The organism is Brevibacillus sp. FSL K6-0770 (assembly GCF_038000275.1).
Classification (GTDB): Bacteria; Bacillota; Bacilli; order Brevibacillales; family Brevibacillaceae; genus Brevibacillus; species Brevibacillus parabrevis.
Map to the genome: position 1 here is coordinate 3,363,090 of NZ_JBBOBQ010000001.1, position 25,356 is coordinate 3,388,445.

The 25,356-nt window shown below is 49.7% G+C and carries 32 protein-coding genes and 1 pseudogene; 7 read left to right on the top strand and 26 right to left on the bottom strand.

Annotation, left to right across the window (positions count from 1 at the left end; translation table 11 throughout):
- Window positions 1–293: 293 nt before the first annotated feature.
- The 20 genes and pseudogenes from NST23_RS15640 to NST23_RS15730 form a co-directional block, all read right to left on the bottom strand.
- On the bottom strand, window positions 294–1,343 hold the full coding sequence (locus tag NST23_RS15640; RefSeq protein WP_242771156.1) for a hypothetical protein: 1,050 nt from the start codon (window positions 1,341–1,343) through the stop codon (window positions 294–296).
- A complete protein-coding gene (locus NST23_RS15645; protein ID WP_242771154.1) occupies window positions 1,318–1,908 on the bottom strand; it encodes a sigma-70 family RNA polymerase sigma factor in 591 nt (196 codons plus the stop codon). Before NST23_RS15645 ends, NST23_RS15640 begins: the two co-directional genes overlap by 26 nt.
- Window positions 1,909–2,116: 208 nt before the next feature.
- The gene (locus NST23_RS15650) at window positions 2,117–3,367 is read right to left on the bottom strand and encodes an aminopeptidase P family protein (RefSeq protein ID WP_445662502.1); all 1,251 of its coding nucleotides are present in this window, start codon (window positions 3,365–3,367) and stop codon (window positions 2,117–2,119) included.
- A gap of 220 nt (window positions 3,368–3,587) precedes the next feature.
- Window positions 3,588–4,556, bottom strand: a complete 969-nt coding sequence (locus NST23_RS15655; RefSeq protein WP_242771148.1) for an arsenic resistance protein — start codon at window positions 4,554–4,556, stop codon at window positions 3,588–3,590.
- An 18-nt stretch (window positions 4,557–4,574) separates the two neighbouring features.
- A complete protein-coding gene (locus NST23_RS15660; RefSeq protein WP_340965192.1) occupies window positions 4,575–4,748 on the bottom strand; it encodes a MerR family DNA-binding transcriptional regulator in 174 nt (57 codons plus the stop codon).
- Between the two features lie 138 nt (window positions 4,749–4,886).
- Window positions 4,887–5,363 carry a DNA-directed RNA polymerase subunit alpha C-terminal domain-containing protein gene (locus NST23_RS15665; RefSeq protein ID WP_173596530.1) on the bottom strand — a complete coding sequence of 159 codons (477 nt, stop codon included), beginning with the start codon at window positions 5,361–5,363 and terminating at the stop codon, window positions 4,887–4,889.
- Window positions 5,364–5,553: 190 nt separating this feature from the next.
- Window positions 5,554–5,715 carry a hypothetical protein gene (locus NST23_RS28475; RefSeq protein ID WP_373926282.1) on the bottom strand — a complete coding sequence of 54 codons (162 nt, stop codon included), beginning with the start codon at window positions 5,713–5,715 and terminating at the stop codon, window positions 5,554–5,556.
- Window positions 5,706–5,867, bottom strand: a complete 162-nt coding sequence (locus NST23_RS28480) for a DinB/UmuC family translesion DNA polymerase (protein ID WP_445662491.1) — start codon at window positions 5,865–5,867, stop codon at window positions 5,706–5,708. The genes NST23_RS28475 and NST23_RS28480 overlap by 10 nt, the downstream gene beginning before the upstream one ends.
- Window positions 5,868–5,872: 5 nt before the next feature.
- Window positions 5,873–6,190 (bottom strand): N-acetylmuramoyl-L-alanine amidase, encoded by a 318-nt coding sequence (locus tag NST23_RS15675; RefSeq protein WP_340964059.1) that lies wholly within the window; start codon window positions 6,188–6,190, stop codon window positions 5,873–5,875.
- Between the two features lies 1 nt (window position 6,191).
- A pseudogene (locus NST23_RS15680) lies at window positions 6,192–6,582 on the bottom strand (phage holin family protein).
- Window positions 6,583–7,244: 662 nt separating this feature from the next.
- Complete coding sequence (locus NST23_RS15685) at window positions 7,245–7,379, bottom strand: CD1375 family protein (protein WP_254223122.1); 135 nt, start codon at window positions 7,377–7,379, stop codon at window positions 7,245–7,247.
- A gap of 44 nt (window positions 7,380–7,423) precedes the next feature.
- Entirely contained in the window at window positions 7,424–7,540 is a 117-nt protein-coding gene (locus NST23_RS15690) for a CD1375 family protein (protein WP_255679063.1), read from the bottom strand.
- Entirely contained in the window at window positions 7,516–7,734 is a 219-nt protein-coding gene (locus NST23_RS15695; protein ID WP_242771146.1) for a hypothetical protein, read from the bottom strand. Before NST23_RS15695 ends, NST23_RS15690 begins: the two co-directional genes overlap by 25 nt.
- A gap of 236 nt (window positions 7,735–7,970) precedes the next feature.
- On the bottom strand, window positions 7,971–8,345 hold the full coding sequence (locus tag NST23_RS15700) for a hypothetical protein (RefSeq protein WP_122965341.1): 375 nt from the start codon (window positions 8,343–8,345) through the stop codon (window positions 7,971–7,973).
- Window positions 8,346–8,412: 67 nt separating this feature from the next.
- Window positions 8,413–8,697: a DUF4376 domain-containing protein gene (locus NST23_RS15705; protein ID WP_244226807.1), complete on the bottom strand. Its 285-nt coding sequence runs from the start codon at window positions 8,695–8,697 to the stop codon at window positions 8,413–8,415.
- Between the two features lie 128 nt (window positions 8,698–8,825).
- Window positions 8,826–10,160, bottom strand: coding sequence for a type I glutamate--ammonia ligase (gene glnA / locus NST23_RS15710; RefSeq protein ID WP_122965289.1), 1,335 nt, complete (start codon window positions 10,158–10,160; stop codon window positions 8,826–8,828).
- Window positions 10,161–10,194: 34 nt separating this feature from the next.
- Entirely contained in the window at window positions 10,195–10,605 is a 411-nt protein-coding gene (locus NST23_RS15715; RefSeq protein ID WP_063230129.1) for a MerR family transcriptional regulator, read from the bottom strand.
- 251 nt (window positions 10,606–10,856) lie between these two features.
- The gene (locus NST23_RS15720; protein WP_122965287.1) at window positions 10,857–12,134 is read right to left on the bottom strand and encodes a methionine gamma-lyase family protein; all 1,278 of its coding nucleotides are present in this window, start codon (window positions 12,132–12,134) and stop codon (window positions 10,857–10,859) included.
- An 8-nt stretch (window positions 12,135–12,142) separates the two neighbouring features.
- Complete coding sequence (hflX, locus tag NST23_RS15725) at window positions 12,143–13,435, bottom strand: GTPase HflX (protein ID WP_340964062.1); 1,293 nt, start codon at window positions 13,433–13,435, stop codon at window positions 12,143–12,145.
- A gap of 218 nt (window positions 13,436–13,653) precedes the next feature.
- A complete protein-coding gene (locus tag NST23_RS15730; RefSeq protein WP_340964064.1) occupies window positions 13,654–14,283 on the bottom strand; it encodes a hypothetical protein in 630 nt (209 codons plus the stop codon).
- 197 nt (window positions 14,284–14,480) lie between these two features.
- On the opposite strand from NST23_RS15730, the gene NST23_RS15735 reads away from it, so the two are divergent.
- Window positions 14,481–15,431, top strand: coding sequence for an AAA family ATPase (locus tag NST23_RS15735; RefSeq protein ID WP_173598855.1), 951 nt, complete (start codon window positions 14,481–14,483; stop codon window positions 15,429–15,431).
- 76 nt (window positions 15,432–15,507) lie between these two features.
- On the opposite strand, the gene NST23_RS15740 is transcribed toward NST23_RS15735, so the two are convergent.
- Complete coding sequence (locus NST23_RS15740; protein ID WP_340964067.1) at window positions 15,508–16,290, bottom strand: DUF4184 family protein; 783 nt, start codon at window positions 16,288–16,290, stop codon at window positions 15,508–15,510.
- A 17-nt stretch (window positions 16,291–16,307) separates the two neighbouring features.
- Window positions 16,308–16,793 (bottom strand): translation initiation factor IF-3, encoded by a 486-nt coding sequence (infC, locus tag NST23_RS15745; protein ID WP_063227528.1) that lies wholly within the window; start codon window positions 16,791–16,793, stop codon window positions 16,308–16,310.
- 201 nt (window positions 16,794–16,994) lie between these two features.
- On the opposite strand from infC, the gene NST23_RS15750 reads away from it, so the two are divergent.
- From NST23_RS15750 to NST23_RS15760, 3 genes are all read left to right on the top strand, one after another.
- Window positions 16,995–17,465: a MarR family winged helix-turn-helix transcriptional regulator gene (locus tag NST23_RS15750; protein ID WP_063227529.1), complete on the top strand. Its 471-nt coding sequence runs from the start codon at window positions 16,995–16,997 to the stop codon at window positions 17,463–17,465.
- Window positions 17,466–17,513: 48 nt separating this feature from the next.
- Window positions 17,514–18,740, top strand: a complete 1,227-nt coding sequence (locus NST23_RS15755; RefSeq protein WP_173596518.1) for a multidrug effflux MFS transporter — start codon at window positions 17,514–17,516, stop codon at window positions 18,738–18,740.
- A gap of 193 nt (window positions 18,741–18,933) precedes the next feature.
- A complete protein-coding gene (locus tag NST23_RS15760; protein ID WP_122965281.1) occupies window positions 18,934–19,359 on the top strand; it encodes a VOC family protein in 426 nt (141 codons plus the stop codon).
- Window positions 19,360–19,505: 146 nt separating this feature from the next.
- On the opposite strand, the gene NST23_RS15765 is transcribed toward NST23_RS15760, so the two are convergent.
- Window positions 19,506–19,862 (bottom strand): GIY-YIG nuclease family protein, encoded by a 357-nt coding sequence (locus tag NST23_RS15765; protein ID WP_173596516.1) that lies wholly within the window; start codon window positions 19,860–19,862, stop codon window positions 19,506–19,508.
- A 273-nt stretch (window positions 19,863–20,135) separates the two neighbouring features.
- Here NST23_RS15765 and NST23_RS15770 point away from each other — a divergent pair, with 273 nt between their 5' ends.
- The 3 genes from NST23_RS15770 (at window position 20,136) to NST23_RS15780 (ending at window position 23,053) form a co-directional block, all read left to right on the top strand.
- A complete protein-coding gene (locus NST23_RS15770) occupies window positions 20,136–20,615 on the top strand; it encodes a DUF6530 family protein (protein ID WP_173596515.1) in 480 nt (159 codons plus the stop codon).
- A 222-nt stretch (window positions 20,616–20,837) separates the two neighbouring features.
- A complete protein-coding gene (locus NST23_RS15775) occupies window positions 20,838–21,959 on the top strand; it encodes an AAA family ATPase (RefSeq protein WP_280648503.1) in 1,122 nt (373 codons plus the stop codon).
- A 74-nt stretch (window positions 21,960–22,033) separates the two neighbouring features.
- Window positions 22,034–23,053, top strand: coding sequence for a vWA domain-containing protein (locus tag NST23_RS15780; protein ID WP_122965278.1), 1,020 nt, complete (start codon window positions 22,034–22,036; stop codon window positions 23,051–23,053).
- Window positions 23,054–23,198: 145 nt separating this feature from the next.
- On the opposite strand, the gene hfq is transcribed toward NST23_RS15780, so the two are convergent.
- The 3 genes from hfq to NST23_RS15795 are packed head-to-tail and all read right to left on the bottom strand — an operon-like array spanning window position 23,199 to window position 25,209.
- The gene (gene hfq, locus NST23_RS15785) at window positions 23,199–23,438 is read right to left on the bottom strand and encodes an RNA chaperone Hfq (protein WP_063227534.1); all 240 of its coding nucleotides are present in this window, start codon (window positions 23,436–23,438) and stop codon (window positions 23,199–23,201) included.
- A 29-nt stretch (window positions 23,439–23,467) separates the two neighbouring features.
- Window positions 23,468–24,427, bottom strand: coding sequence for a tRNA (adenosine(37)-N6)-dimethylallyltransferase MiaA (miaA, locus tag NST23_RS15790; RefSeq protein ID WP_173596514.1), 960 nt, complete (start codon window positions 24,425–24,427; stop codon window positions 23,468–23,470).
- A complete protein-coding gene (locus tag NST23_RS15795; RefSeq protein WP_173596513.1) occupies window positions 24,424–25,209 on the bottom strand; it encodes a class I SAM-dependent methyltransferase in 786 nt (261 codons plus the stop codon). Before NST23_RS15795 ends, miaA begins: the two co-directional genes overlap by 4 nt.
- Window positions 25,210–25,356 lie beyond the last annotated feature (147 nt).

Genomic DNA, 25,356 nt, shown 5'->3' on the forward strand with positions numbered 1-25,356 from the left:
GGTGCCATTTTTGCAAACGCCCTCCTTTGCCCCGTGACACCATCGGTCATTCGAATTGTTGATGAAAACGCAAATGACCCGCAGGAGGAGCACTTTTTGCAAGCGCTGCCTCTTCCGGGTCACCTTTTTGAGTTCAAGTTTTCGTACGCTACTGCTAATGCCGTGAACAAATGTTTGGTAGCGCAGCTTCGTTAAGCGTTTTTTCTGGTTTTGATCCTGTTATTGCTGCTGGTTCTGGCAAAATGTCATTTCGCTTCTCCCGCGATATCTCCCAACCTCATGTGCGGAGCTTGCTATTTTTTGCTCGATGTTTCATTTTTGCGCTCAATCAGTTGCAATACTTTTGGCTCAATCGCTTTCAGCATCTGTTCTTTGGAATGGCTGCCTGCTCCGCTGTTCTCCCCTTGCATTTGCACCTCAACCTGCGTTGTTGCAATGACATCTATTACTTGTTGCTTGGAGATATTTTTAGCGGCTGCGATCTCCACGACCGATTTTCCTTTTGCCAGTTCCTGTTTTAAGTCGGCTGCGCTCATTTTTAGCAAAGACAACAGCTTTTCATCATTGAAAAAAGCATCGGCAGTATAATCAGGCTGGCCATTCATCGTGAAAAAGCCTTCTACTTTCGCGGCGGAAGGTGTCGTTTCCCCTCCAATTAGCGACGCGCTGATCGTATTGCCCTGAACAAATACTTGGTAGAACGGGGTTTTCGCTCCCTTTTTGCTGTAATTGAGCATAAGCGTTTTTTGCTCCGCGTTCTCCATTTGCTCCATAGCAAACTCGTACTCGCTGATGCTGCCGTACATTTTATTCAGCAGATCGTCTACTTTCGCCTTGATTTCCTGCTCGGTGGAAGCAATCAGCGGCTTTTCCTCAGATCCCCCGTCATTTTCCTGGATGATGTGTTCAATCGTACCCGTACGGCTGTTTGTATGAAGAGTAAACTTTTTGCCGCTCCCGCTTTTGTCCTGCAAAGTGATGCTTGTTTGGACACCTTGAACGTTGCTGGCGTCGATAATCGCAAACGATTTTGTCTCTGGAAAAGCACGGTACAGCTTTTCAAGTGTTGCTTTGCCGACTTCATCTACTTGGACTTGTTCGGCAGTCATCGGTGTTCGGGTCAAAATTTCAATCAAGGCTGGGGCTGCAAATGCTGCCGTTGGAATCAAAATCGCTGCGGCTGCGATACCGCTTATCAATCGTTTTTTCATAGTTATTCCGCTCCTTTTTTGTTGCAAATAGTGAGAATAGGATTGTTCGATTCGTCTGGAAATGGCCGGCGGGCACTCCATCGTTTCTGCTTTTTGCTGGAGATGTTCACGAATTTTGCGTTCCATAAGCATTGAGCTGTTCCATCCTTTCCGGGGGGAGATTCCGTACGTATTTTCGCAGCGCCTCAAGACCCGCATGGTATCTGGACTTGACTGTACCCGGCGGAATTTGCAGCAAGACCGCGATTTCCTCCAGCGTATAGTCGTGAAAAAAGCGGAGGATAATCACCGTTCGCTGTTTGTCCGTCAGCTTTTGGATGGCCTGCTCTATCATTTGATTCGTTCCATCCATCAGCACAGTCGGTTGGTCCCAGTGATTTTCGTCCCGAAAGAAAACGCGGACGCGCTCAAAAATTCGGAATCTCCGCCAACGCTTGACCCGAAATCGCTGTACTTGGCGGACGACCAAGCCATGCAGCCAAAAGTGGAAAGGCCGGTTCGTATCGTAGTTCGCGAGCGAGGTCCACATTTGCATGTAAATCTCGTTCATGACATCTTCCCGATCTTGCGGATGATCCACGAGAAAGGAGACTGTCCGGTACACATCCTGATAAGTTGCGTCATAAAACGAATGAAACGCCTGTCGATTCCCTTCTTTCATTTTCGCGAGCAATTCGTACATGTATTCCCTTTGCATTCAGAGGGCCCTCCTGAGTAAGCAGCTTACACCCTATATTGTCTCGTTTGCCCAAAAAGGTTCGGTCCGTTTGGCATTTTGCAAAAGAAAAGCGCCAGATCACACCTTTTGTGCTGGTGCGAATCTGACGCCCTCCCGTTTCGCCTATTAGACGAATGCTTGCATGATGCCTTGCTTACGATGCCATGATCTGGCTGGCAAGCGTTCGCTATTCCTTTTTCCCGATCAGCAATTCCACTTCTGCGATTTCCTTCGGGATCTGCGCTGAGAGCACCTCATAGCCATCTGCGGTGACTAGCACATCATCTTCAATCCGAATGCCAATCGCTTCTTCCTCTATGTACAGGCCAGGTTCAATCGTGATCACCATACCAGGCTGCATGACAGCACTGTAGTCCGAAACATCGTGCGTATCCAGGCCAAGGTGATGTGACACGGCATGGTAGTAGTATTTGGACAGTTCGCTGCTGTCTTGGATAAGACCGAGATGCAACAGGCCATCCGCCAATACTTGTTTCGTGACCTCGTTTAATTGTTGAAGCGTGACACCCGGTTTCACGGCTTCGATGGTCTTGATTTCGGCTTCGAGCACGAGCTGATAAATCGCTTTTTGACGTTCTGTAAAGCGACCATTCACGGGAAATGTACGCGAAATATCAGCCGCATAGTAGTTCGATGCCGCACCAAGGTCGAGCAGGACCAGGTCACCATCTTCCGCGCGCTGATTATTCGCCTCATAGTGCAAAACAGTAGCATTGATGCCGCTCGCAATAATCGGCAAATACGGCAGCTCGCGCACCCCATTCGACTTCAACGCAAAATCATAGTGCGCCTCCAGCTCATATTCCATGATCCCAGGACGTGCATGCGCCCACATACGCCGGATGGCTTCATCTGTGATCGCAATCGCACGCTTGATTTCTTCGATCTCTGCCGGACTCTTTACCATGCGCAGTTCTTTCAGCCACGGGCCTGCATCCTGCATTTGCAAAGTCTTGTATTTCTTTTGCGCGTCTTCAGCAAACGCCTCTGCAAGGGTCTGCTCATCGCTCCACTGGTAACGATACAAGTCAAGATAGAGCGAGCACTGGCCTTCGCAACGCCGCACAAAAGTCGCAAAAGCCTCCAGCCACTCATCGAGATAGTCGAAGTGTTCGATACCAGACAACTCTTTTGCCTCTTGATCCGCCAAGACGGCGCCTGTCCATTTCGCCTCCAGTTCATTTGGGCGCTGGAGAAATAACGTTTCGCTCACGCTGCCCGCGCGTTTCGTGATCATGAGAATGAGGTTGCTGCGCGCGATGCCGGTGAGATAGTAGAAGTTGCGGTTCGGTGAAAACGGATATTTATCATCTTGGCTGCGCGTCTTGGCAACCCCAGAGAATAGGACCAGTACGCTATGCTCAGGCATTTTTTCCGCGAGTTTTTGACGGCGATTGACGAACTCTTTTGAATCCATGGTTGTTGTCATTTGTTTCCCTCTTTTCGCTTGTTCGCTTGTGAGTTTCTGCATGGTCTGATTTAGTTGTGTAAAAGGGTTCTTGATCAATTATCAATATTTTAGGATATTTTTAGTATTTGGGAAACGAATTTCGCAATAAAGCTTTTTTGAGGTGCCAACCTGTTACCTCACCCGTGCTTCCAGTCGCGGATGCCTGTGCGGAACATGCTTTCGGTTTTCAATCCGTCCCTCGCAAAAGCACCTTTGGAACAAGCCGAATGTATACTAGCTCCCCGATAAGTTCTACAACCGTTTGCGTTACGATGACAGCAGACACCACCCCGTTTAGTGGTTCTGGTAGCGCCAGTGCAAAGGGAAGAACGACAAGCGAGTTACGAGTTGCTGCGCTAAAAATAAGAGCTCGCCCCGCTCCGATATCTAAACGGAACAGACGAGAAACGATACGAGCAACAATCGGCGTAATGACCATATATGCTGCATAGACGGGAACCACTTGGACAATAGACTCAAAAGAGGTATATAGTTTAGCGATTTGTGATGCAACGACAACAAAAAGAGTCAGAGCCATAAAAGGTACTGGAAGCCATGCAGTCGCATCAAGGAAACGTTCTCCCTTTGGCTGCCGCCGTGCCCACCATTGTGTAAGCAGAGCAAGTAGCAGCGGAGCAACGATAAGTCCTAAAAATGCTTCGAAAAAAGGCCCGACACTCACGATTTCAGCCGCTGTCTTGCCCATAAACAGCCATAGGTAAACAGGCAATAAGAGCATTTGGGTGACAAAAAGGATCGGAGTTGAAACCAGAACAAGCTTTTCGTTCCCGCGCCCAAGATGTGTAAAAACGATCACGTAGTCAATGCAGGGCGTGAGCAAAACAAGAAGCACACCTAACAGGATCGCTGGATCGGCTGAAAGAAACCGGATTAACCCCCACACCAGAACAGGTACGGCTATGTAATTCGTAATAAGTAGTGCATAGATGAACTTTCGATTTGTTAACGCCGCTTTTAAACGAAAAAAAGGAATTTGCGCAAACATGCCATACATTAAAATGGCGAGTACAATCGAAATCATCTGATCGAAACTTTTGCTCGATTCCGGCCACAACAAGCCAAATCCGGCAGCAATCATTAATACAGCAGCATATAGCCATATTTGATGCTTTTCTAATTGCTCTCTGGAAATCACTTCTCGCACTGCCCCTTTCTAACACGCCCCCGTATTGTTTATCTTCTGCAAACATTCATCATAGCGGCGCTGACCGTTTTTTCGCTCAGGCGCTGGCAGCAATCCAACAGATTCATAATAACGAAGTGTCGATGCGCTCAATTCTGCTTTTGCAGCCAATTGACCAATGCTAAGCCCTGACATAACGGCCATCCTTGACTTAAAGTGAACTTTACGTTTTATGATTCCATTATATCTCGTTAAGGCAAAGGATGTAGACAAAATGAGCAAAGAGTGGAGCACAAAAAACCCCTCGCACCATGAGGCACAAGGGGTTTCCCCGTCACCAAGTCAAGGTGACGGGATTGTAGCTGCTTGCTTCAATGCGTGAAAAGTATGCATCAGAGCACGATTGCCCAAATTTCGAATAGGCCAAAGTCGATTAAAGGTGGATTCAACCAAATGGCGTACTGTTCTGATGCCAACTCTTCTCAGTGCATTTATAGCTCGTGTAGAAAGGCGACCAGTGTCATACTCAAAGATCGTTTCGATAGGCTGATCTAAAGGTAGTACGATATCCTTTAATAAATTGATGATTGGCTCATCAGGTGAATCTGCAGCAACATGATACAGACTCTCTTTCTTCCGAATGTCCTCGATCAGTTGCAAGGTTGCTTCTGATTGCTCACGAAGTATAGCCCATGTGTCGTCAATTGGTGCAGCGACGATTTTACCGCTCTTGCATAGTTCTCTGATCGTGTCATTGCTAAGCTCCCAGGCTTCGGATGCCTCGTTAACACCCATAATATAAACCAGCACTTTTTTCATTAAATAGCCCCACCTTGTTCACTTTACTCTAGTTTACTATGTCCGGCAGGGTAAGGCTATGAACGGACAGACATGGTAGCATCTATCGATATCCACTGCCAGTCCTCATCGTTTACCAGCTTGATCCGGCCAGTACAAATCGACTGGCTGCAAACACGTTATCTTTTCTAGAGACACGCGTCTCTTTCACTCATAGTGCCCCCCGATCTTGCGCGCGTTCTTTCGCCTGACCAGCCTCCGTGACAGAGGCTGCCCGCAAAATCGCGTCCGTACCAAACCGCGTACGAATCTCATCGATCGTCCGGGCGAGCGAACGGCGTTTGTGGTTGTCTGTGAACAAATTCAGCTGCACGGCATGATCGGAAACGAGTTGTTCCAGGTTGATCCCGATACTGCAAACAACCGGCAGGCTGCCTCATACAGCTCCATGGCATCATTCGTCGCTTCCGCCAGCTTCATCTGTCGGCCAAAGCCTTCTCCTGCCGATAAGTTCGCCCCAAACAAGAACGTTAGTTCTCATTCGAACAACTGGGAAACTTGCAAATAAAAAACGCCCGGTTTCCCGAGTGGCGATAGCCTGACTTGTACGATTTCGCCCCGACATGGTAGCCCATTTCAATTTCCGGCAAGCACCGGACGATCTGCCAGTCATCCACGATGTAGTGAGCGCTGGCTTCTGTCGTCGGCTTGTTGAAGTAGTTCCGGTTTGCTACCGCATCGGCGCCTTTTTTCTCGTTGGCTGTCCAGTGGATGACCAGTCCTTTCGGGACAATCTTTGTACCTGGTCTGGCTGTTGAGTTTGTGAGTAGCATTTCTGTGATTTGCATGTTATTTCCCTTCCCCTCTCCCTTTTAGTACCTCTACTACTCGCTTAATTAATTCGGGAACGGGCAGGCCAATGCGTCCCGCGTTCTCGATAATGCTTAGCAGCTCATTTGCCAGGTAAAAAAAGATCGTCGCGGATGAAATTTTGGTCACCAAGCGACATGTCGATCAGATGCACCATCGCAACCATGCAAAAGATGAACAACTTCCGCGCAATGCCGATCATACCGACCTTGCTTTTTAACTTTCCTTCCATTCCGGCTGCAATCAGGCCAGTGACAAAATCAAAAATGACGAATGCGAGTAGCACACTGAGCAATGCTGACCAGCCGCCAAAAAGAAACGAGGCTGCTGCGCCTCCGATAGCAATTCCTGTTTTGATAAAGTTGTCCATTCGCTCTTCTTCCTCTCTCCCCTCGGTGCAGTAAAAATTGCCCCGGTCGGCTCGGGGCTGGCTCATGGTCTAGTTGATAAAAAATACCCCCGGGATTTCCCGAGGGCCATTGATGGAAGCAAAGATATTAATTAAACTTAAAAACCCAAGAGTGCGTGCGGGTGACGCCGGTGATGTCAGTGTAATCAAATGATACCGTTGTTTCCCCTACCCCAACCTTATCTACGATCAACGATACATTCATCGCACCATGCTGGATTCTAGGGTTTCCTACAGCAGGATCACTGCTTCTCGCGTTCGAAAATGTAACCGTACCAGGGCCATTCGCTTGATCCAGGAAGATTGCACTGAGATTGTGATTGTATGGTAATTCCTGTGGACCAAATGCTGCTCCATCTTCAAACATTGTTCCAAGATTAAATATTGGTGTGCTATTCTCGACTTATTCCCTTCTCTTTACGAGGGTTTTCGTTCGAGCCTACACCGTGCAGGCGACTTTCATCGCACACGGCGTTCCATCAACGGATAAGAAAGAAAATTCACAATGGGCGTTTTTATTGTACACCAATTATGTCTGCATTGACACAAATTGTTTTCGACAAATATATAGGGAGCCACATTAGCCGCCCCCATAAAAAACACCCCTTTCAACGAATGGAGCATTACACCAAAGGCTTACCTTCAGTGCCTAGCCCCAATGCTTCCGGGTCTTCTTTTACGGCTGGTTTCAAGCCAACCGACACACTGTTGTATATGCGGCGGCCAGCGACGATCAGAGCAACGTAGATCGCTACCAAAATGTCCTCACCTCCCCCCCAAAGATACGAACCAGATGCCAAGATTAATTAGCGCTGATTTCAGCATCAAGCATCGCCTGCACTTCCTCTCGAAGATGCGCGGGAACTTGTTCCATCTCCCGCCTGCCTGCCTTGATCAAACTGTAGTAAATTGCTGCCACTCTGCCGTCCCTCCTGGCATCTGCTCTTTCAACATCAGCAACTCCTCATACAGTTGAGCAGTTGCCTCCATGATTGTGAACTTGTCATTTTTTTCGGCGACCAGCTCCGCCTCCAGCCTGACAATCTTTTGTTCCGGCGTTTCCTGCTGCTTTTTGCGAATTTCCGTGATGGACTCTTGATTGCTGAACTTCATCAGTCAAAAGCACCCCCATATCCATAGACGTGGACGCGTTGCATGGCATCAGTCCATCCTTACTGATCCCGTCCTGACCCGGCCAATCCACCCCAACGCAATGCCTGTAAGTCCAGACACAACTGTAATAACTGTGATCATGCCGTCAAAATTCATGTTCCTATCCCCCCTCATCCGGGAACAAAAATTTCCCCGATCTGTTCGGGGCTGGCTCTCAGTCTTGTTGTCATGTAAAGCTACGCGACTCTTTGCAGCAGGCTTGACCGTGCCAAATCAGCAGGCGAAACCTTGCCGATATCGCCGCTCCTCAGCCTGATGCCCGCTGCCTCAAACATCTTGTCCACCGTCCCGATGTGCGCCTGGATAAATTCGGTCATTGTGGCAACCTGCGCCGCTGTCAGCTCGCCGCGATATCGGTACACGTCACATTGCCACGGTGGATAATTATTGTGGTGCCGCTGCAATGGAAACCGCCAATCCATCTCCGCAATGTGCATGTCATCCAGCACGATAGCAAGGTGACTGTATGGTGAGTCAGTAAACCACTGTATAGCCCCCGCCAAAGGCGAGCGACCAGATACAAAAAGAAGGTCCAAGCGCTTCAAGTCCATGCGCTCGACCTCCTACCAGTTGACAGATTTCACTTGTTTTTTGTTTCAGCAGCTTCGACCTGAGCTTTCAGGTCCAGTACCTAGCGATTTGCTCCTGCTTATGCTGCCCTGCCTCCAGCACCACCTCAATGAACTGTTCCCGCGTCAGGCTGACGATGCCCGCGTCTTCCGTTTTCCATTGCGTCTCGGCAAGATCAGGTTTCAACAGAAATAGCGTGCTCTGCTGGTTGAAGTTTGCCTGGTCTTCCTCGTTGAAACGGAACTGGCGTCCGGTCGACGCAGAGGTAAAGCCTGTGTAAATCGCCTTGAAGCACTCCGGGTTCGGCCCTTCACGAGAAAATTTGAAGACCATATGCAGAAGATTTATGAGTGATTTGTGGGTGATTTGTAGGTGCGCTTGTGGATGAGGCGATTTTTACACCCGCACCCACCAAAACAAAAAAACCCCTCGCACCATAAGGTACAAGGGGTTTGGACTTCTTAGTAAGCAGCCATGTACTGCTCGCGCTCCCAGTCGTGAACGCGTGTGCGGAACATGTCCCACTCGATTTCTTTTGCTTCGATGAAGTGCATCAGTGCATGCTCGCCCAGCGCTTCGCAGATCACTGGATCGGCTTTCAGGCACTCGATTGCTTCTTTCAGTGTTGCTGGCAAGTTTTCGATGCCGTTTGCTTCGCGATCTTGCTCAGTCATCACGTAGATGTTGCGATCGATGGCTGGCGGCACAGTCACTTTGTTTTTGATACCATCCAAGCCTGCTTTCAGCATGACAGCCAAAGCGAGGTATGGGTTTGTTGCCGGGTCTGGGCTGCGCACCTCGATGCGAGTTCCCATGCCGCGGGAGGCAGGGATACGGATCAAAGGAGAGCGGTTCTTCGCGGACCATGCCACGTAGCAAGGCGCTTCATAGCCAGGCACCAGACGTTTGTAGGAGTTCACCAACGGGTTGGTGATCGCTGTGAAACCGCGAGCATGCTGCAAAATACCTGCGAGGTAATGCTTCGCTGTTTGGCTCAAGCCCATTTCGTCTGTCTCGTCATAAAAAGCATTTTCATTGCCGCGGAACAAGGATTGGTTCGCGTGCATACCGGAACCCGCTACGCCGTACAGCGGTTTTGGCATGAATGTCGCATGCAAGCCGTGTTTTTGCGCAATCGTTTTGACAACCAGCTTGAACGTCAAGATTTGGTCAGCTGCTTGCAAAGCATTTGCGTATTTGAAGTCGATCTCGTGTTGACCTGGAGCCACTTCGTGGTGAGAAGCTTCGATTTCAAAGCCCATTTTTTCCAGCGTCAAAACGATGTCGCGACGGCAGTTTTCGCCGAGGTCGAGTGGAGCAAAGTCAAAATAGCCACCCTGATCGTTCAGGTCAAGCGTAGGTTCGCCTTTGTCGTTGAGCTTGAACAGGAAGAACTCAGGTTCTGGTCCCACGTTAAACGCGGAGAAGCCCATTTCTTCTGCTTCTTTCAGCGCGCGTTTCAAAATGTAGCGAGGGTCACCCTCGAATGGAGAGCCATCTGGCATATAGATGTCACAGATCAGACGTGCAACTTTCCCATGCTCGTTACCCCACGGGAATACAACCCAAGTATCCAAATCCGGTACCAGGTACATATCCGATTCCTCAATACGAACAAAACCTTCGATAGAAGAACCGTCAAACATCATTTTGTTGTCCAATGCTTTCGGCAGTTGGGAAGAAGGAATCTCCACGTTTTTGATAATCCCCAGCAGGTCGGTAAACTGCAGACGGATGTATCTCACGTCCTCTTCTTGGGCCAATCGCATAATGTCTTCTCTTGTGTACTTGCTCACATTTCTCTCCTCCTGTCTCTCTCACAACTTTATATCAGTGGAAGAAGCGGGAAAGCTCTCCACGAATCAATGCGTCCTCGCCTGGGCGGGCTGCATTGCGATACATGATTTGTTGCCTTAGCAGCTGATGCAGTTCCTTGTCAGACATGTCCTTGCGCTTCACTTCGGACGTTGTAGAAATTTCCGTCGGTTCCATGACAGGCTCTTGCAATTTCAACACTTGCTTGATCCCTGCAATGTTGAGTCCTTTTTCAATCAGTTCCTTGATCTCCAACAGTCGGTCTACATCATTGAAGGAGAAAAGCCGCTGCTTTCCTTCCGTGCGAGCCGGTTGAATCAGGTCATTTTGCTCATAGTAGCGTATCTGTCTCGCAGTGAGATCAGTCAGCTTCATGACGATCCCAATTGGAAAGAGGGCCATATTCCGGCGAAGGTCATCACTCATGACTTGTCCCTCCTCTATCGTTTTCCTTATGCTTTATTTTATGCAAAAGCACAAACACTGTCAACGGATGTTAGAAAATATTACGCAAGAAAGTGACCTCTTTTGAAAAAATCCACGTTATCCCCGTATTGATCTCACGACATGCCTGCCTCAATGGTTGTTTCTCGCAGTACCGTCCGCGCACAGTCGAATAGCAAAAAGACGGCTTCTCCCATCCGAGAGAATGCCGTCTTTCCTTTTGTAAAAACCGTTTACGCCTCAGGCAATTCGAGCAATCCTTTGTCCAGCAAGCCGTTTAACGCCGTCAAAATCCCTACTTTGACATGCGAGTACGTCAAACCGCCTTGCACAAAGCCCAAGTATGGCGGGCGAATCGGACCGTCTGCGGAAAACTCGATGCTCGCTCCTTGAATGAACGTTCCCGCCGCCATGATAACCGGGTCTGCATACCCTGGCATTTCGCTCGGGTACGGCGTGACGTGCGAATCGACGGGAGCTGCTTTTTGAATCCCTTGGCAAAAAGTAATCAGCCGTTCCGCGCTGCCAAAAGCGACAGACTGAATGAGGTCCGTGCGCGGTTCATGCCAGAGCGGATTGGTCTGAAAGCCAAGACGTTCCAGCAGCGCAGAGGAGAACACCGCGCCTTTCAGCGCTTCTCCCACGACGTGCGGCGCCAGGAAAAAGCCTTGAAACATTTCCAACAGCGAGTACAGCGACGCCCCGCCCTCTGCGCCAATCCCTGGTGCTGCCATCCGGAACGAAGCGAGACGCACAAGGTCTTCCCGCCCGACGATGTATCCGCCAGTCTTGACCAGACCGCCGCCCGGGTTTTTGATGAGCGAACCAGCCATAATGTCTGCGCCGACATGCAGCGGCTCCAGCTCTTCCGTAAATTCACCGTAGCAGTTGTCTACAAACACGATCAGCGCCGGATTAATTTCCTTGACCATGCGGATCATCTCGCGGATTTTGGCGATCGTAAAGGACGGACGATCCGCATAACCGCGCGAGCGCTGAATGCCAATCACTTTTGTCTTGGGCGTAATCGCCTGCGCCACCGCGACAAAATCGATTTCGCCCTCCGGTGTCAAAGGCACATAGCTGTACCCGATCCCGTATTCTTTCAGCGAACCTTGGCCTTCGCCGCGCACACCTACGACCTCTTCCAACGTGTCATACGGCTTGCCCGTGATGTAGAGCAAATCGTCGCCAGGACGCAAAATCCCAAACAGCGAGATGGCAATCGCATGCGTTCCGGAAATGATGTGCGGTCTAACCAGCGCCGCCTCTCCGCCAAAAACGTCTGCGTAGATCGATTCCAGCGTAGCCCGGCCAGAGTCGTCGTATCCGTATCCGGTCGATGGCGAAAAGTGAAATTCGTTTACCTCATGCTTTTGAAAAGAGCGCAGCACCTTCAATTGATTGGTGTCCACCAGCGCGGAAATTTGACGATGTCTTTCGGAGATCATCGCTTCTACCTCCAGGACGAGAGGACGAAGCTTTTCCCCGTGAGAAAAATATTGAAACATAGGTGATCTTACCAACTCTCTTCAACAGTCTCTGGTTTATCCAGGAGAAAAGGAGCAATCCGCCCATAGATCGGATGGTCCCGGTTCACGCGTACAGTGACCAGGTATGACTCCTCTTCTTCATTAAATTGCTGTTCCATTTCAACCCCTTCACGATGCAAAAGGGACAAAATATCTCCGCGCTCCACCGGAACACGCAGCTTCAGTTCATGGAAGGAAGCGAGCGCAAAGGCTTCCAGTCTCGTCAGCAACTTTTGCTGATCCTCCTTGCGCATGGCCGAAATGAGGATTGAATCCTCCGCATGCGGCAAGTAAGACCGTTCTGTCAAAAGGTCCGCTTTGTTGAATACGACGAGTTGCGGAATTTCTTCCGCTTTCAACTCGCGCAAAATTTTATCGACAACCTCCATGTGCACCCGAAAATCAGGATGGTGGCTATCGACCACATGCAAAATCAAATCTGCTTCCTTTACCCCTTCCAGCGTAGAGCGGAACGCAGCGACCAAGCTCGTCGGCAAGTCCTGAATGAATCCAACGGTATCTGTCAGGAGCACTTCCAGGCCGCTTGGCAACTCCAGCTGTCTTGTCGTCGGGTCCAAAGTGGCAAACAGCTTATCTTCTTGCAGCGTATTGGCTTGCGTCAACTGATTGAGAATGGTCGATTTTCCCGCGTTTGTATACCCGACCAGCGCAATCTGGAACACTTTGTTTTTCTTGCGGCGCTCCCGATGCAGCTGTCTCGTGCGGACGGTGTCTTCCAACTGCTGTTTCAGCTCGCTGATCCGTTTGCGGATATGGCGTCGGTCGCTTTCCAGCTTGGTTTCACCGGGACCGCGCGTACCGATTCCCCCGCCAAGCCGGGAAAGCTGCTTCCCTTGCCCTGCGAGACGTGGCAGCAAATAATTGTACTGGGCAAGCTCGACTTGAATTTTCCCTTCGCGGGACTGCGCCCGTCCAGCAAATATATCCAGAATGAGCTGCGTCCGGTCGATGACCTTGCAATCGAATATCCTGTCGAGATTGCGCGTCTGACTCGGCGACAGCTCGTCGTTGAAAATGACCACATCAATGTCCAGCTCATGGGCCTTTTCGGCAATTTCATCAATTTTGCCCGTCCCGAGATACCAGGCCGAGTCGATTCGATCCCGGTTCTGTGTCACGACATCGAGCACCTCAACGCCAGCAGTGGCAGCCAACTCATGCAATTCTTCCATGGAGAGACGTGTTCGCTCTGCATCGCGGTTATCCAAAAAGCAACCGACCAAGATCGCCGTTTCTTTCGTTTTGATCAGATCGTTCACCGATTCACGCCCTTTCTTCTCTTATCATACCACATTTTGCCCATTTCGTTACGGGTGTGATGTGTGGTATGGACCGCCTTGTCCTTTCAAAGTGCGCTACAGAAACAGACAGCCCCTCACCAAGGAGGGGCAGCGCGTGTGCTTGCCAGAACTGTGGGGTTTGAAGAGTGCCGCTCCATTCACAGTGATTTTTTTCGCTGTCTTTCGGAATGGCTTCATTATTGGCTCCACTCCTTCGTAATGAACCATTCTTTAAACTTCTCTGCCAATTTACTTGCTAATCGCTGATCAAACATGGATATCCGATTGTACAAGGGAGCTTGCGCAAAATGAAGCAAATCTTGCTCGACCTTGTTTAGCTGTGCGATAAGGTTTTTTCGGCCATATTCAATAAAATGCAGTTCATTGCGCTTATGATTTTTGGATTCCTTTTCCAAACAATCATCTGACCACACTCTTACTTTCCCCTCACTAAACGTCATGCAAGGCGATGGATCATGCCCCATCCATGGACTCGTTTGCTCAATAACCCCTTGCAAAACATCTCTCCATGCTTCTAAACCTGAACAGCAACTGGGCAAAATCTGCTTTGTTTCGTCTGCAAATAAAATGCCCCCACCTATTATGACATCCGTCTCCTTGATCAAATTTTCAATGACCTCTTGAGGCTTTCCCTCGATACGTACACCGTTGTATCCGAGCAGCGTGGCGATAAACATATCGACTTCATCGTTGGTTGCTTCACCAGACAAAACAACATAGTCAGTAATGGAAAGTTTGGTATTTAACCATTTTGGGACTTCATAGTAAGGTTCTTTAATTACGGCTTTTACTAGTGGATGTTGCACGGTTTCTTCAGCCTCTTGCTTTTATTGTTCATTTTACTCCAAATAAATCGCTAAAATCTTATGCATGTTAATTATTTTTACTGATAAAGTTTCTTTATCATTTACAACTTCCCATTTTTATTACCTAACGAAATTTGGCAGGTTTTCCCCTGACCTTGAGTATACTTTTTGTATGATGGTCAAGGCAGGTGACACGGGTGAAGCAAGCAGGAGCGAGTTCAGCAGCAGATGTACATGAATCGTCCAGCAGTTCCAATCGTATTCAGGTCGTTTTCAACCGACCGTTGCGTATTAAACAACCGAATACTTTGGCTGAAATTGTTCGTGCTTCAGCAAGTGCCAATTTGGCTTCTGTCTTTGATGAGTTGGAAAACCTGATTGGCTTGCATGAAGCCAAAAAGACGATTTACGAAATTTATGCGCTCATCAAAATGAATAAAGAACGGGAAAAGCATGGACTGAAAATCGAAAAGCAAGTATTCCACATGGTGTTCAAAGGAAATCCTGGCACAGGAAAAACAACGATCGCCCGACTGTTCGGCAAAATCTTTAAAGAAATGGGGGTATTGTCAAAAGGCCACTTGATTGAGGTCGAGCGCGCAGATCTTGTGGGGGAATTTATCGGGCATACGGCCCAGAAAACAAGAGATTTGGTCAAAAAAGCGCTTGGCGGCATCTTGTTCATCGATGAAGCTTATTCGTTGGCGCGCGGCGGCGAAAAAGATTTTGGAAAAGAAGCCATCGACTGCCTGACGAAATCACTTGAAGATTACGGCAATGAGTTTGTTTGTATCATCGCCGGGTACAACGAGGAGATGGACTCTTTTCTTGAACTCAATCCAGGAATGCCCTCCCGCTTTCCGGTTCACATCAAGTTTACTGACTACGATGCAGATGAATTAATGGAAATTGCTCATCTAATGTCAAAGAACAAGGAATACGAACTGAGCAAGGACGCCAGTGAGAAATTGAGACGGCGAGTAACGGCAGCTCTTAACGATCCTTTCGTCGAGAACTTCAGCAATGCGCGGTTTGTTCGAAATAACATCGAAAAAGCAATCCGGGTGCAAGCTGTGCGCTTGTTGAAGGTGTATGAGCCAACGAAAGAAGATTTACTGACACTAAAATCCGAGGATTTCACCATATAGGGCTGCCGCGTCTCCCCATCCATACAATGAAATCCCTCTCAAGAAGGAGGGATTTTTTCGTTGCCAGCATTCTTTTCTAAGCCTTATTTTTCAAGCCGAACCAGCTCACCACTGGAGCGAAAAGGCACACCCCGAGCAACGCCCCCGAGATGAACGGAACGACATGCTGCAGCGGATGCAAGACGGGCGAAACGCCTTTGACAAAAAGCGCATCCCAACAAGCTACAACCATGCCCATGGCCGCTACGCCGATCCAAAACAGCCCTTTCACATGCGCTGCCGCCTGCTCGACTTGGATACTTCTCTCCCTCCGCTCACGCCCGCAACGCCAGATGACGTACACAATGGCCAGTCCGCCCAACAGCGTGCTCCCGTGCTGGAGCAGCTTGTAGACGGGAACCTCCCAAGCAGCAAGCGAAATGCGTTGTTGCAGCAAGGCAAATCGTTCCACCATGCTTCCCCGGTCATGGGTAAAAGAATCCCAGAGGACGTGACTGAAGCTTCCCAGCAAAGCGGAATAAGCGAAAATCACAAACGATAAAAAGAAGCTTCGCCCTCGCCCGCGATTCGCCTGGTCCCAGCCCTTGTCGCCAGCCAAGCCCTTTGCCACCCACAGGGGCACAACCGCCAGCAAGCCTTTCTCCACGACAAACCGATACAGCAAATAAAGCAGCATGACGAGCGGCAAGTCAAAGGTAAACAGTCCGAGTGTCGTATGGCTGTAGACGCTGTAAGGCGCCAACCGCAAAAAATACTCAAAGTCCGGAGCCATGCTGCCAAGCACAAGCGCCGGGAACGATACCCAGGCAAACTTTCTTAGCGGCAGCACAATCGCCGGATGCGAAAAAGTAAATGGCATGAAATCACTCGCTTTGTTTATTTGGGGAGCAGGACGGCAACAACTTGTTTGCCGCTCACTTGAATCCCTTTATCTTGTTTTCCGCAATGCGCCAGCTCTTTGACCAGCCCCTCGACAAGCTTTTTCGCTTCCTGGCTCTCTTTTTTCTCCAGGCGCACGGTCAATTGCACGGCGTCGCCTGCCGCCAATATTTTTTCGGCTTGTCGCTTTTTCGTCTCGTAATCGTGATCTTCGATAAAAGCGCTCAGGCGCAGCTCTTTTACTTTCATGCCTTTTTCTGCCTTGCGCTGCTTGGCCTTTTCGCGATTGAGCTGTTCTTTATGATTCGTGCGGTTTACGAGTTGGCACGGAGGCGGACTTGTCGCCAGCGAGAGGCACACCAGGTCGACGCCTTGCTCTTTTGCCATTTGCAACGCGACTTTGGTAGCGACAATCCCGAGGTCTTCTCCGTCCACTCCAGTGAGGCTGACTTCTGCCGCTTTTATTTGTTCGTTCACAATCATCTTTGCTCACCCTGTCCTTTCATTTCCAAATAACTTACATTCTACAGCTTGCTGGTCCTCTCCTTCCTTTTGTTCGCAACATTCTTGGTCAACCTCATGACGAGCGCGCTTTGTTTTTGTATAATAGATCAGTATTGACAGTGGATTGAGAATCATTTACATTTACATTCTGTTAGCCAGCTAACAAACGGGGGTACTCTGGTGGAATTTGATTATTCTACTGCTTTGACGCATGCAATGGGCCATGTGATGAAGCTTCACAAGAAGAACGTTGAATACTTGATTCAAAACTATGACGTCTATCCGGGACAGCCCATCCTCCTCATGCGTCTTGCCCACACAGACGGCTTGATTCAGAAAGAGCTGGCCAGACGAATCCAGGTCAAACCGGCTACTCTTACCGTCATGATCAATCGCATGGAAAAATGCGGTCTGGTCGAACGTCGTGCTGACGAACGCGACCAGCGAATCTCGCGGGTTTTTCTCACAGACAAAGGTCGTTTGGCGACAAAAGCTGTCAAGGAAGCACTGCGCGTTCTTGAACTAAAATGCTTTGAAGATTTTACTGATGAAGAAAAAATCGTTCTGCAAGGCATGCTGGATAGAATGCACGGCAACTTGATGACCTTTTATATGGAAAACACCCAACCATCTGAAGAAGCCAAAGAGTAGCGGGGGCGTTTGCTTTTCATTCCACAACAGAAAGGTTGGAACATCCCTTTGAACCATGTAGCAAAAGAACTGGACTCATCGGCGCTTGCCGAAAACAAGACGCGCCGCCTGTGGATCGCCACCATTTTAGGCTCGCTTTCAGCGTTTGGCCCTTTGTCGCTGGACATGTATTTGCCTGCTTTGCCGCTTCTGGCTGACGATCTTTCCACCAGTACGTCGATGGCGCAGCTCAGTTTGACCGCCTGCCTCATTGGACTGTCTGTCGGTCAGCTTTTCGCGGGACCGATCAGCGACGTACGCGGACGCAGAATGCCACTTTTGATCGGACTTATTTTATACGCCTTGTCTTCTTTTTTGTGCGCGGTTGCTCCTTCGATCTATACGTTCATCTTCCTCCGTTTTGTGCAGGGACTTGCTGGCTCTGCCGGGATCGTCATCGCTCGCGCTACTGTACGCGATTTGTATTCGGGCACAGAGCTGACGAAGTTTTTTGCCCTGCTGATGCTGATTAACGGGATTGCGCCGATTGCCGCGCCTATCGTCGGCGGTCAGCTGCTGGAGTTCACCTCCTGGCACGGCGTGTTTGTCGCACTCGGTCTGATCGGCGCCGTCATGCTGCTCGTCGTCATGCTCGGATTGCCGGAGACGTTGCCTGTCAATCGCCGTTCCAAAGCCGGAATCGGCAATACGCTCGCCACTTTTGGCGGGCTGGTGAAAGATCGGGTTTTCATGGGCTACGCCTTGTCGCAAGGTCTGGTCACGGCCGCGATGTTCGCTTATATCGCCGGATCGCCCTTTGTGTTCCAGAAAATTTTTGGTGTCTCTCCGCAAGGCTTCAGCATGATTTTTGCCATGAATGGGGTAGGAATTATCATCGCCAGCCAAATTACCGGACGACTTGCCGGAAAAGTCAAAGAGACAAAACTGTTTGTCACTGGCATTTTGCTGGCTGGACTTGGCGGAATCACGCTGCTCGCCATGATCGTGCTTGACGCTGGGCTGGTTGCCGTGCTCGTGCCTTTGTTCTTCGTCGTTTCCAGCGTCGGTATCGTCGGGGCGACAGGCTTCTCGCTCGCCATGCAAAATCAGAGCAAAGCAGCAGGCAGTGCGTCTGCCTTGCAAGGTCTGCTCTCCTTCATCAGCGGCGGTATTGTCGCTCCGCTGGTCGGAATCGGAGGGGAAGGCACTGCTGTGCCGATGGGCATTGTCATGGCGCTTGCCACCATCGGCTCGATTGTCTGCTATCTGTTCATGATTCGTCGAAAAGCCGCGTAACTTTTCAGATGCGGCGTAGACGCAACAAAACGAGGATTCGCGTATGCGGCCTCGTTTTTTTTTTGACACTATTGCGAACGTATGTTCTTTTGTGGTATCATTTGCTTATGGATGACATTGGAAGCCAGAATACCTGTCTGCTCTCCTGTCGTCAGCCATGCCTAGACCACTATTCGAAGGAGCTGATTCCTCCATGTCTTTGCGTCTGATCCCTTATCTTGTCCTGAACGGAAATGCAAGCGAAGCCATCTCGTTTTACGAAAAAGTGTTGGGTGCGCAAGTGCTTTACAAGCAGACGTTTGGCGAAATGCCGGAAGACCCTGAGTACCCGCTCCCGCCAGAAGCCAAAAATCTTGTGGGTCATGCTACACTGCAAATTGGCGACAGCGAATTGATGTTTTCTGACGCGTTTCCTGGACAACCTTATCAGTTAGGCGATCAAGTGACCATTTGCATTTCGTTGGAGGATAAAGCCGAGGCAGAACGCATTTTCGCAGCGCTTCAAGAGGACGGGCAGGTACATCTGCCTTTGCAGGAAACATTCTTCAGCCCTGCCTACGGCAACGTGCGCGACAAGTTCGGTATCACCTTCCAGATTTTCACTAAAGGCGAACAATAATCATCTAAGACCGTTCTGTTTCTTTGTCTGTAGATCATGACATGCCAGCCGTCAGAGCGAGTCGAAACGCGAGAATAACGTGTTTCGGCTCGCTCTCGTTTGTTTGCAATCCATACAGCTTTGCATTCCCTCCACTAGACCCACGCCTATTTCTTTTTCTCCTGATGATAGCCACGTTCTCCATACGGCTGAAGCTTGTCGAGCCATTTTTGTTCCAGTTTCTCCAGCTCATCCTTTTCATCAAAATATCCGTCTTCCTTCTTTTTCAAAACCTCCAACACTTCCGCAACGAACGCCTCTTCTCCGTACTCATCCCACTCGCTTTGCAGTTGCTTGTTCATATGCGAGCCGAGTTTGAGCGTGAACAGTTTTCCGTTCATCGTTTTAAGATTGCGGGTACTGCAAATCCACACTTTTTGATTAAGGGTGTTTTTGATTTGATACACGCCCGCCTCTGTCTTCGCTTCCTTAAACGTCTGTTTCAGTTCGTCTTTGCGATTCATCTTGGTTTCTCCTCACTTTTCACGAGCTACACCTGACCTGCAGCCTGTAATAGTCTTCCATCCGTTTTTCTGCCTGTATACTTTCCTCAAGCTCCCTCTCTTCCAAAGAGGGGCGCGGATGGCTCGATAAAAAAACAAACAAATTAATATTAAGTTTATATAATAATAAACATAAAAACGAAATGTTTGTCAATCATAACAAAAAAGTATTGCTTCTCGCGAAAAACTCAGATAGACTTTGCAGTAATTTCGAAAAGGAAAGAGGAAAAGAACATGAAAATCTCCGCTACGTCCGAACACAAGCCTGTCGTGGTATCAGAAAACTACGATCAAGTGGACGGCCGTCATGCCAGAAACACGGATGTCCAAGCGCTCTCGCTCGGCTTGACTCGGGAAAGTGACCATAAAAAAGCCGCTATCACGGCCAAAGTGTGGAAAAGCGCGGGAGAAAACGGGGCAAGTCAACCGGAGGAACTCCCGCTCCATCGCGTTCTTGATCTGTCGCTGCTGCTTTGCCGGTCGTTGGCTCATTTTCACGATGCATACAGATATGAGCATTTTTACGATCCGCAAAAGCCCGTTATCGACAGGATTGCCCTGCAAGGCGATGCGCTGAACGTCGCAATCTGCACAGACAACGAAAGTCTCCATGAAGACATCAAGCAGTTCAGCCAAATTTTAAGCGACGACGGGGAACTGATCGGCGAGCGTCTGCGCTCATTGGCAAAAGTTTTAAGAGACATGGGCTATTAGCTTTGTTTAGCCGCAGTTACCCCTGTTTTCATCGGAAGGCTGGTCAACGGGACATTCGTACCCGGCTAGTCGAAGACACGTTTTCCCTCGAAGAAGCGGTACACGCCGCGAGTGAAGCATGGATGATCGGCGATGCCACTTGCCTGCTCCCGCTTGTCGCTGTTGAAAAAAGGCACAAAGCAGAGCAGCACGCCGCATGACGACAATTTGGAGGAACATGGAATGACAGAAAACAGACACGATTATTTATCACCTGATAGACAGTTGACTGATGAAGAAAAAGCACTCGTGTGGAAAAAGCCACCTACCCATCAAGTCAGCGAAGAAGAGCGGCGCATTAGTGACGAAGTCAGGCGCAACTGGCATCGCGGGGAAATGAAGATCGCCAACATTTTGCTGGAGGGCGATGCGGGTTCTGGCAAGACTCAACTGGCAAAAGCTTTATCGGCGAATTTCGGGCTTCCGTACACGAAAGTCACTTGTTTTGCCGATATGGATAAATCAGATATTATTGGAGCTATTTTGCCGGTGATTTCTTCTGAGCGCCTAAACAATTTGCAGCCTGCGCAACAAACCGCCTTAACAGCTCTCTATGAAAACGAAGGATTGGCAAGCGGCACGGAAATTTTGATGAAGGCATTGGGGATTTCCGGGGAGCAAGCCGCCAAAATGATGAAGCAATTAGGGAAGCTTGCCGCGGAAAAGAGCGATGGGGAAGCGATTGAATACCGATTTTACCCTTCTGAAATCGTCAGAGCCTATCAAAAGGGCTATCTTTTGGAAATCCAGGAACCGAACGTGATTCGCGATGCTGCGGTGTTAATGGCGCTAAACTCTGCCCTGGAGCTGGATGGGAGCATCAACCTTCCCACGGAAATCATCCGCAGGCATCCGGACTTCATCGCCGTGATCACGACAAACCGCAGCTATGCCGGAACCAGACCGTTAAACGAGGCACTGCGCGACAGGGTCCAGCATACGGAAAAGATGGATTTGCCGACAAAAGAGGTCATGATCGGGCGCGTCAAGGCCAAAACGGGCTTCCAAGATGAAGAAATGCTGTCTCTCTTAGCGGATGTCATTTTGCTATTGGACAAAACGGCACGAGCCAATGCGATCAAGGGTGTGGCGGGAATGCGTTCGTTCTTTTACTGGGCAGATGCGATTGCCAACGGCATTTCTGCAAAAGCATCGCTTTACCACAAGGTCATCTACAAAATCACGACCGATCCGGAAGAAATTCAGCTTTTGGAAGAAGCACTTGCCCAGCATGAATTGTTTGCCCGTCTGGAGGCAGCCTCTTCTGGTGAGCTAAAAAAAAACGAAACTGGGACGATGCCATAGAAATCAAGACATCCGGGGAGATTGACGACGCTGCTTTTGACACAGACCAGCCATGGGAGCAAACAGGAATCGCCTTGAAAAAATCGGCTGACAGTGACAACAACTCTTCGCAAGTCTCCGACGATCCTGCTCAAATCGAGCGCTCCACTCCGGGGGAAGACGGCACCCCTCGCTATCATCAGGCAAACCCCGAGTCTGCCTCAGAGGAAGCGAAGCAACAGGAGCGCGATTTCCGCAAAAAGCTGAATCAGGCCGCACGAGAGGTCATTTCCGATTCGATTCATCGAAAAGTGAAGCTCATCGTGCACCGCCCTGACTACGATCAGGAAAACCAGCAGGAGTACGTCCGCCTGAGCAAAGGACTCATGCCCATCGTACAACAGCTTGCCAGAAAGACACTTCCCTACTTGGAGCATGAGGTCACTTCCGACTTTGCGCGGAATCGTTACTACGGCAGCAAATTTCAAGCGGACAGCGTTGCCTACAAAGACTACAAATATTTTGCCAAGAAACGCCCGCCAACGGAATCGCCGTCGCTTGTCGTGGGCCTGCGGGTGGACGAATCCGCGTCGATGTCAGCCTTCGGGAGATTGGAGGCGGCCAAACGGGCGGTCATCGCCGTCTATGAATTTTGTCAGCTTTGCCACATTCCTGTGTTGATCTACGGGGATACGGCGGATGTGTCCCGCTTGGAGCAAATGTCCGTCTTCGCCTATGTCGACCTGGACAAAACGGACGCCACTGACCGCTTCCGGTTGATGCGGATTCAAGCCAGAAGCAACAATCGCGACGGGATGGCACTGCGCATTATGGCGGAACGGCTAGTCGTCTGCCCGCAACAGACCAAATTGTTGATCAGCATCAGCGACGGACAACCGAAAGCGCTGGACGACTATACCGGAAGTCATGCGGTTGCCGATATGCAGCAAACGATCCAGGAGTACGAACGAAAAGGAGTCGCCTTCCTTGCAGCGGCCATCGGCCAAGACAAGGAGGTCATTAGTGAAATTTACGGAAAGGAACGCTTTTTGGATATGACAAATTTACACGAGTTTCCTGCAAAGCTGGTTCGAATGATTGCCCGGTATTTGTAACTTGCCTGAAAACTCAGCTGACAAAGGCTTTCCGCGTATAAGCGGGGAGCCTTTGTTTGTGTTGCGCTTTTGCAAAGAAAAGCTTGGCAAAAAGAAAAAACCAGAACCTCTAGGGTCCTGGCTGGTGGGCAGAGCATTTCACGACTTATTGCTGGTTGTTGTCTTGAGACATCAGTGAAACTGGGCGTTGCGGAGTGAAAGTGGAGATCGCATGCTTGTATACTAATTGTTGCTTGCCTTCGCTATCAATCACAATCGTGAAATTATCGAACGCTTTAATATACCCGCGCAATTGAAATCCGTTCACAAGGTAAATGGTAACCGCGATGTTTTCTTTCCGCAAATGATTCAAGAACGTATCTTGAATGTTGATCGTCTGTTTCATGTACACTACCCCCTAAAAGGACTTGTATGTTATATATTCGGCAATTGTTGAAACTTTCCTGCCAATATCTGCTTGATAGTTTCCACTGAGTTCGCTTGACAAGCCGGATCGGTCATGTCAAACCACTGGATTTCCGGCATACGGCGGAACCACGACAGCTGTCGTTTGGCAAAATGGCGCGTCCGCTGCTTGATGTCATTGATCGCCTTTTCCAACGTAATTTCACCGTACAGATAAGGAATCAATTCTTTGTAGCCCAAGCCTTGCATCGACACCAGCGAGGCGTCGTAGCCTTTGTCCAGAAGTCCGCGCACTTCCTCGATCAGCCCCGCTTCGATCATCAGCTCGACGCGACGATTGATCCGCTCATACAAAATGGCGCGATCCATCGTGAGTCCGATCATCACCAGTTCGTATGGGGAGTGCTGTGCTCGAAGCTGAAAGTCGGACATTTTGTAGCCCGTACTCTCATAAATCTCCAAAGCGCGAATCACCCGCTTTACATCGTTCGGATGCAAACGCTCAGCCGTTACAGGATCGACGTCGGCCAATCTCGCGTGCAGCGCATCCACGCCTTCTGTATCCGCCAAACGCTGCAACCTTTCCCGCAGCTCTGGATCTTGCGTGGCTTGTGAAAATTGAAAACGATGGGTAACCGATTCTATGTAGAGACCCGTACCGCCTACGATAAACGGAAGGCCGCCTCGCCCATTGATCGAGCTGATCAGTTGGGTAGCGCTTTCCTGAAACATCGCGACAGAATATTCTTCGTCCGGATTTTTGATATCGATGAGATGATGCGGCACCAGTGCCAATTCGGCTGGCTCCGCCTTCGCCGTCCCGATGTCCATGCCGCGATACACTTGCATGGAATCCCCGGAAATAATCTCGCCGTTGAACTGCTGGGCCAATTCCAGACTGAGTTGGGTCTTGCCGACGGCTGTCGGTCCAACAATGACGACTAGCTTTTCTCTCTCTTGCAAAGTCACTCCCCTCCACCTGTCTCTTTGTAACTGTACACGACCTGCTGGCCGCGAGAGCGAAATGGCGTGAAACCAAAGCGCTCGTGGATTTTGCCTGTTTTCCCTTCCTTCATCACCACGCGTCTTCTTGCTACGCGAAGTGCTTCTGCAATCGCTTCTTCTGTCAATGGCTGCGGGTTGGCAAACTCCCGTACCCCAGCGATGCCTGCCGAGCTTTCCACCGTCATTTCAAACATCGGATCGAAATAAACGACATCGAAAGAGCGGCTTGGCAATCCCTGCATGACTTCCAAATGGTTCCCGCACCGCACTTCAATGCGACGCATGGCTGTCTCCAGCTGTTCCGAGTCAGATGTCCAGTGCTTGAGCCCGTCTTCGACCATGATGGCCAGCACCCGTTCCGATTCGATACCGACTACTTTCCCGTTAGCTCCTGTCGCATGGGAAAACACAATCGCGTCAGCACCCAATCCAAGCGTAGCATCCAACACTTCATCACCTGGCTGAATTTGGCAAGCAACAAGCATAGTATCAGTATCGCCGCGCAACAGCCGCTTTATACGAAAAGCGGAAGTGTTCGGGTGAAAAAAGAAAGGCTTTTTCCCCGGTACCTCCAGGCGCGCTCCTTGCGCTGAAACAACCAGTACCTCGTCGTCGCCATGCCGTTTTCGCAGCTGACTGAGAGAAAGGTCGCCTCGTCTGACTGTCTGTACGCCGAATGTCTCAGCCAAATGTACAGCGTGTCGCAAGGTTTCCTCGGCAGGCTCAAGTCCCGTCGTCACAATCACGTATCTGTTTCCTTTCCGTACGTCTACGCCTCTTCAGGACGGAAACTCTTTTATTGTAAGCAGGATTAATTTGGCGGTCAAATAGAATCTGAGCCAAACTCCCTCTCTTTTCTTATCATATCATGTTTTCCTTCGTCCGTTGCGAGC

Excerpts from the sequence above, each read along its gene's own strand:
- NST23_RS15640 (WP_242771156.1), bottom strand. The coding sequence starts at position 1,343 with ATGCTTATGGAACGCAAAATTCGTGAACATCTCCAGCAAAAAGCAGAA.
- NST23_RS15645 (WP_242771154.1), bottom strand. The coding sequence starts at position 1,908 with ATGCAAAGGGAATACATGTACGAATTGCTCGCGAAAATGAAAGAAGGG.
- NST23_RS15650 (WP_445662502.1), bottom strand. The coding sequence starts at position 3,367 with ATGGATTCAAAAGAGTTCGTCAATCGCCGTCAAAAACTCGCGGAAAAA.
- NST23_RS15660 (WP_340965192.1), bottom strand. The coding sequence starts at position 4,748 with ATGGCCGTTATGTCAGGGCTTAGCATTGGTCAATTGGCTGCAAAAGCA.
- NST23_RS15665 (WP_173596530.1), bottom strand. The coding sequence starts at position 5,363 with ATGAAAAAAGTGCTGGTTTATATTATGGGTGTTAACGAGGCATCCGAA.
- NST23_RS15675 (WP_340964059.1), bottom strand. The coding sequence starts at position 6,190 with ATGCAAATCACAGAAATGCTACTCACAAACTCAACAGCCAGACCAGGT.
- NST23_RS15695 (WP_242771146.1), bottom strand. The coding sequence starts at position 7,734 with ATGAAGTTCAGCAATCAAGAGTCCATCACGGAAATTCGCAAAAAGCAG.
- NST23_RS15700 (WP_122965341.1), bottom strand. The coding sequence starts at position 8,345 with ATGGACTTGAAGCGCTTGGACCTTCTTTTTGTATCTGGTCGCTCGCCT.
- NST23_RS15705 (WP_244226807.1), bottom strand. The coding sequence starts at position 8,697 with ATGGTCTTCAAATTTTCTCGTGAAGGGCCGAACCCGGAGTGCTTCAAG.
- NST23_RS15715 (WP_063230129.1), bottom strand. The coding sequence starts at position 10,605 with ATGAGTGATGACCTTCGCCGGAATATGGCCCTCTTTCCAATTGGGATC.
- NST23_RS15720 (WP_122965287.1), bottom strand. The coding sequence starts at position 12,134 with ATGTTTCAATATTTTTCTCACGGGGAAAAGCTTCGTCCTCTCGTCCTG.
- NST23_RS15740 (WP_340964067.1), bottom strand. The coding sequence starts at position 16,290 with ATGCCATTTACTTTTTCGCATCCGGCGATTGTGCTGCCGCTAAGAAAG.
- infC (WP_063227528.1), bottom strand. The coding sequence starts at position 16,793 with ATGATTGTGAACGAACAAATAAAAGCGGCAGAAGTCAGCCTCACTGGA.
- NST23_RS15760 (WP_122965281.1), top strand. The coding sequence starts at position 18,934 with ATGTCTTTGCGTCTGATCCCTTATCTTGTCCTGAACGGAAATGCAAGC.
- NST23_RS15765 (WP_173596516.1), bottom strand. The coding sequence starts at position 19,862 with ATGAATCGCAAAGACGAACTGAAACAGACGTTTAAGGAAGCGAAGACA.
- NST23_RS15770 (WP_173596515.1), top strand. The coding sequence starts at position 20,136 with ATGAAAATCTCCGCTACGTCCGAACACAAGCCTGTCGTGGTATCAGAA.
- NST23_RS15775 (WP_280648503.1), top strand. The coding sequence starts at position 20,838 with ATGACAGAAAACAGACACGATTATTTATCACCTGATAGACAGTTGACT.
- hfq (WP_063227534.1), bottom strand. The coding sequence starts at position 23,438 with ATGAAACAGACGATCAACATTCAAGATACGTTCTTGAATCATTTGCGG.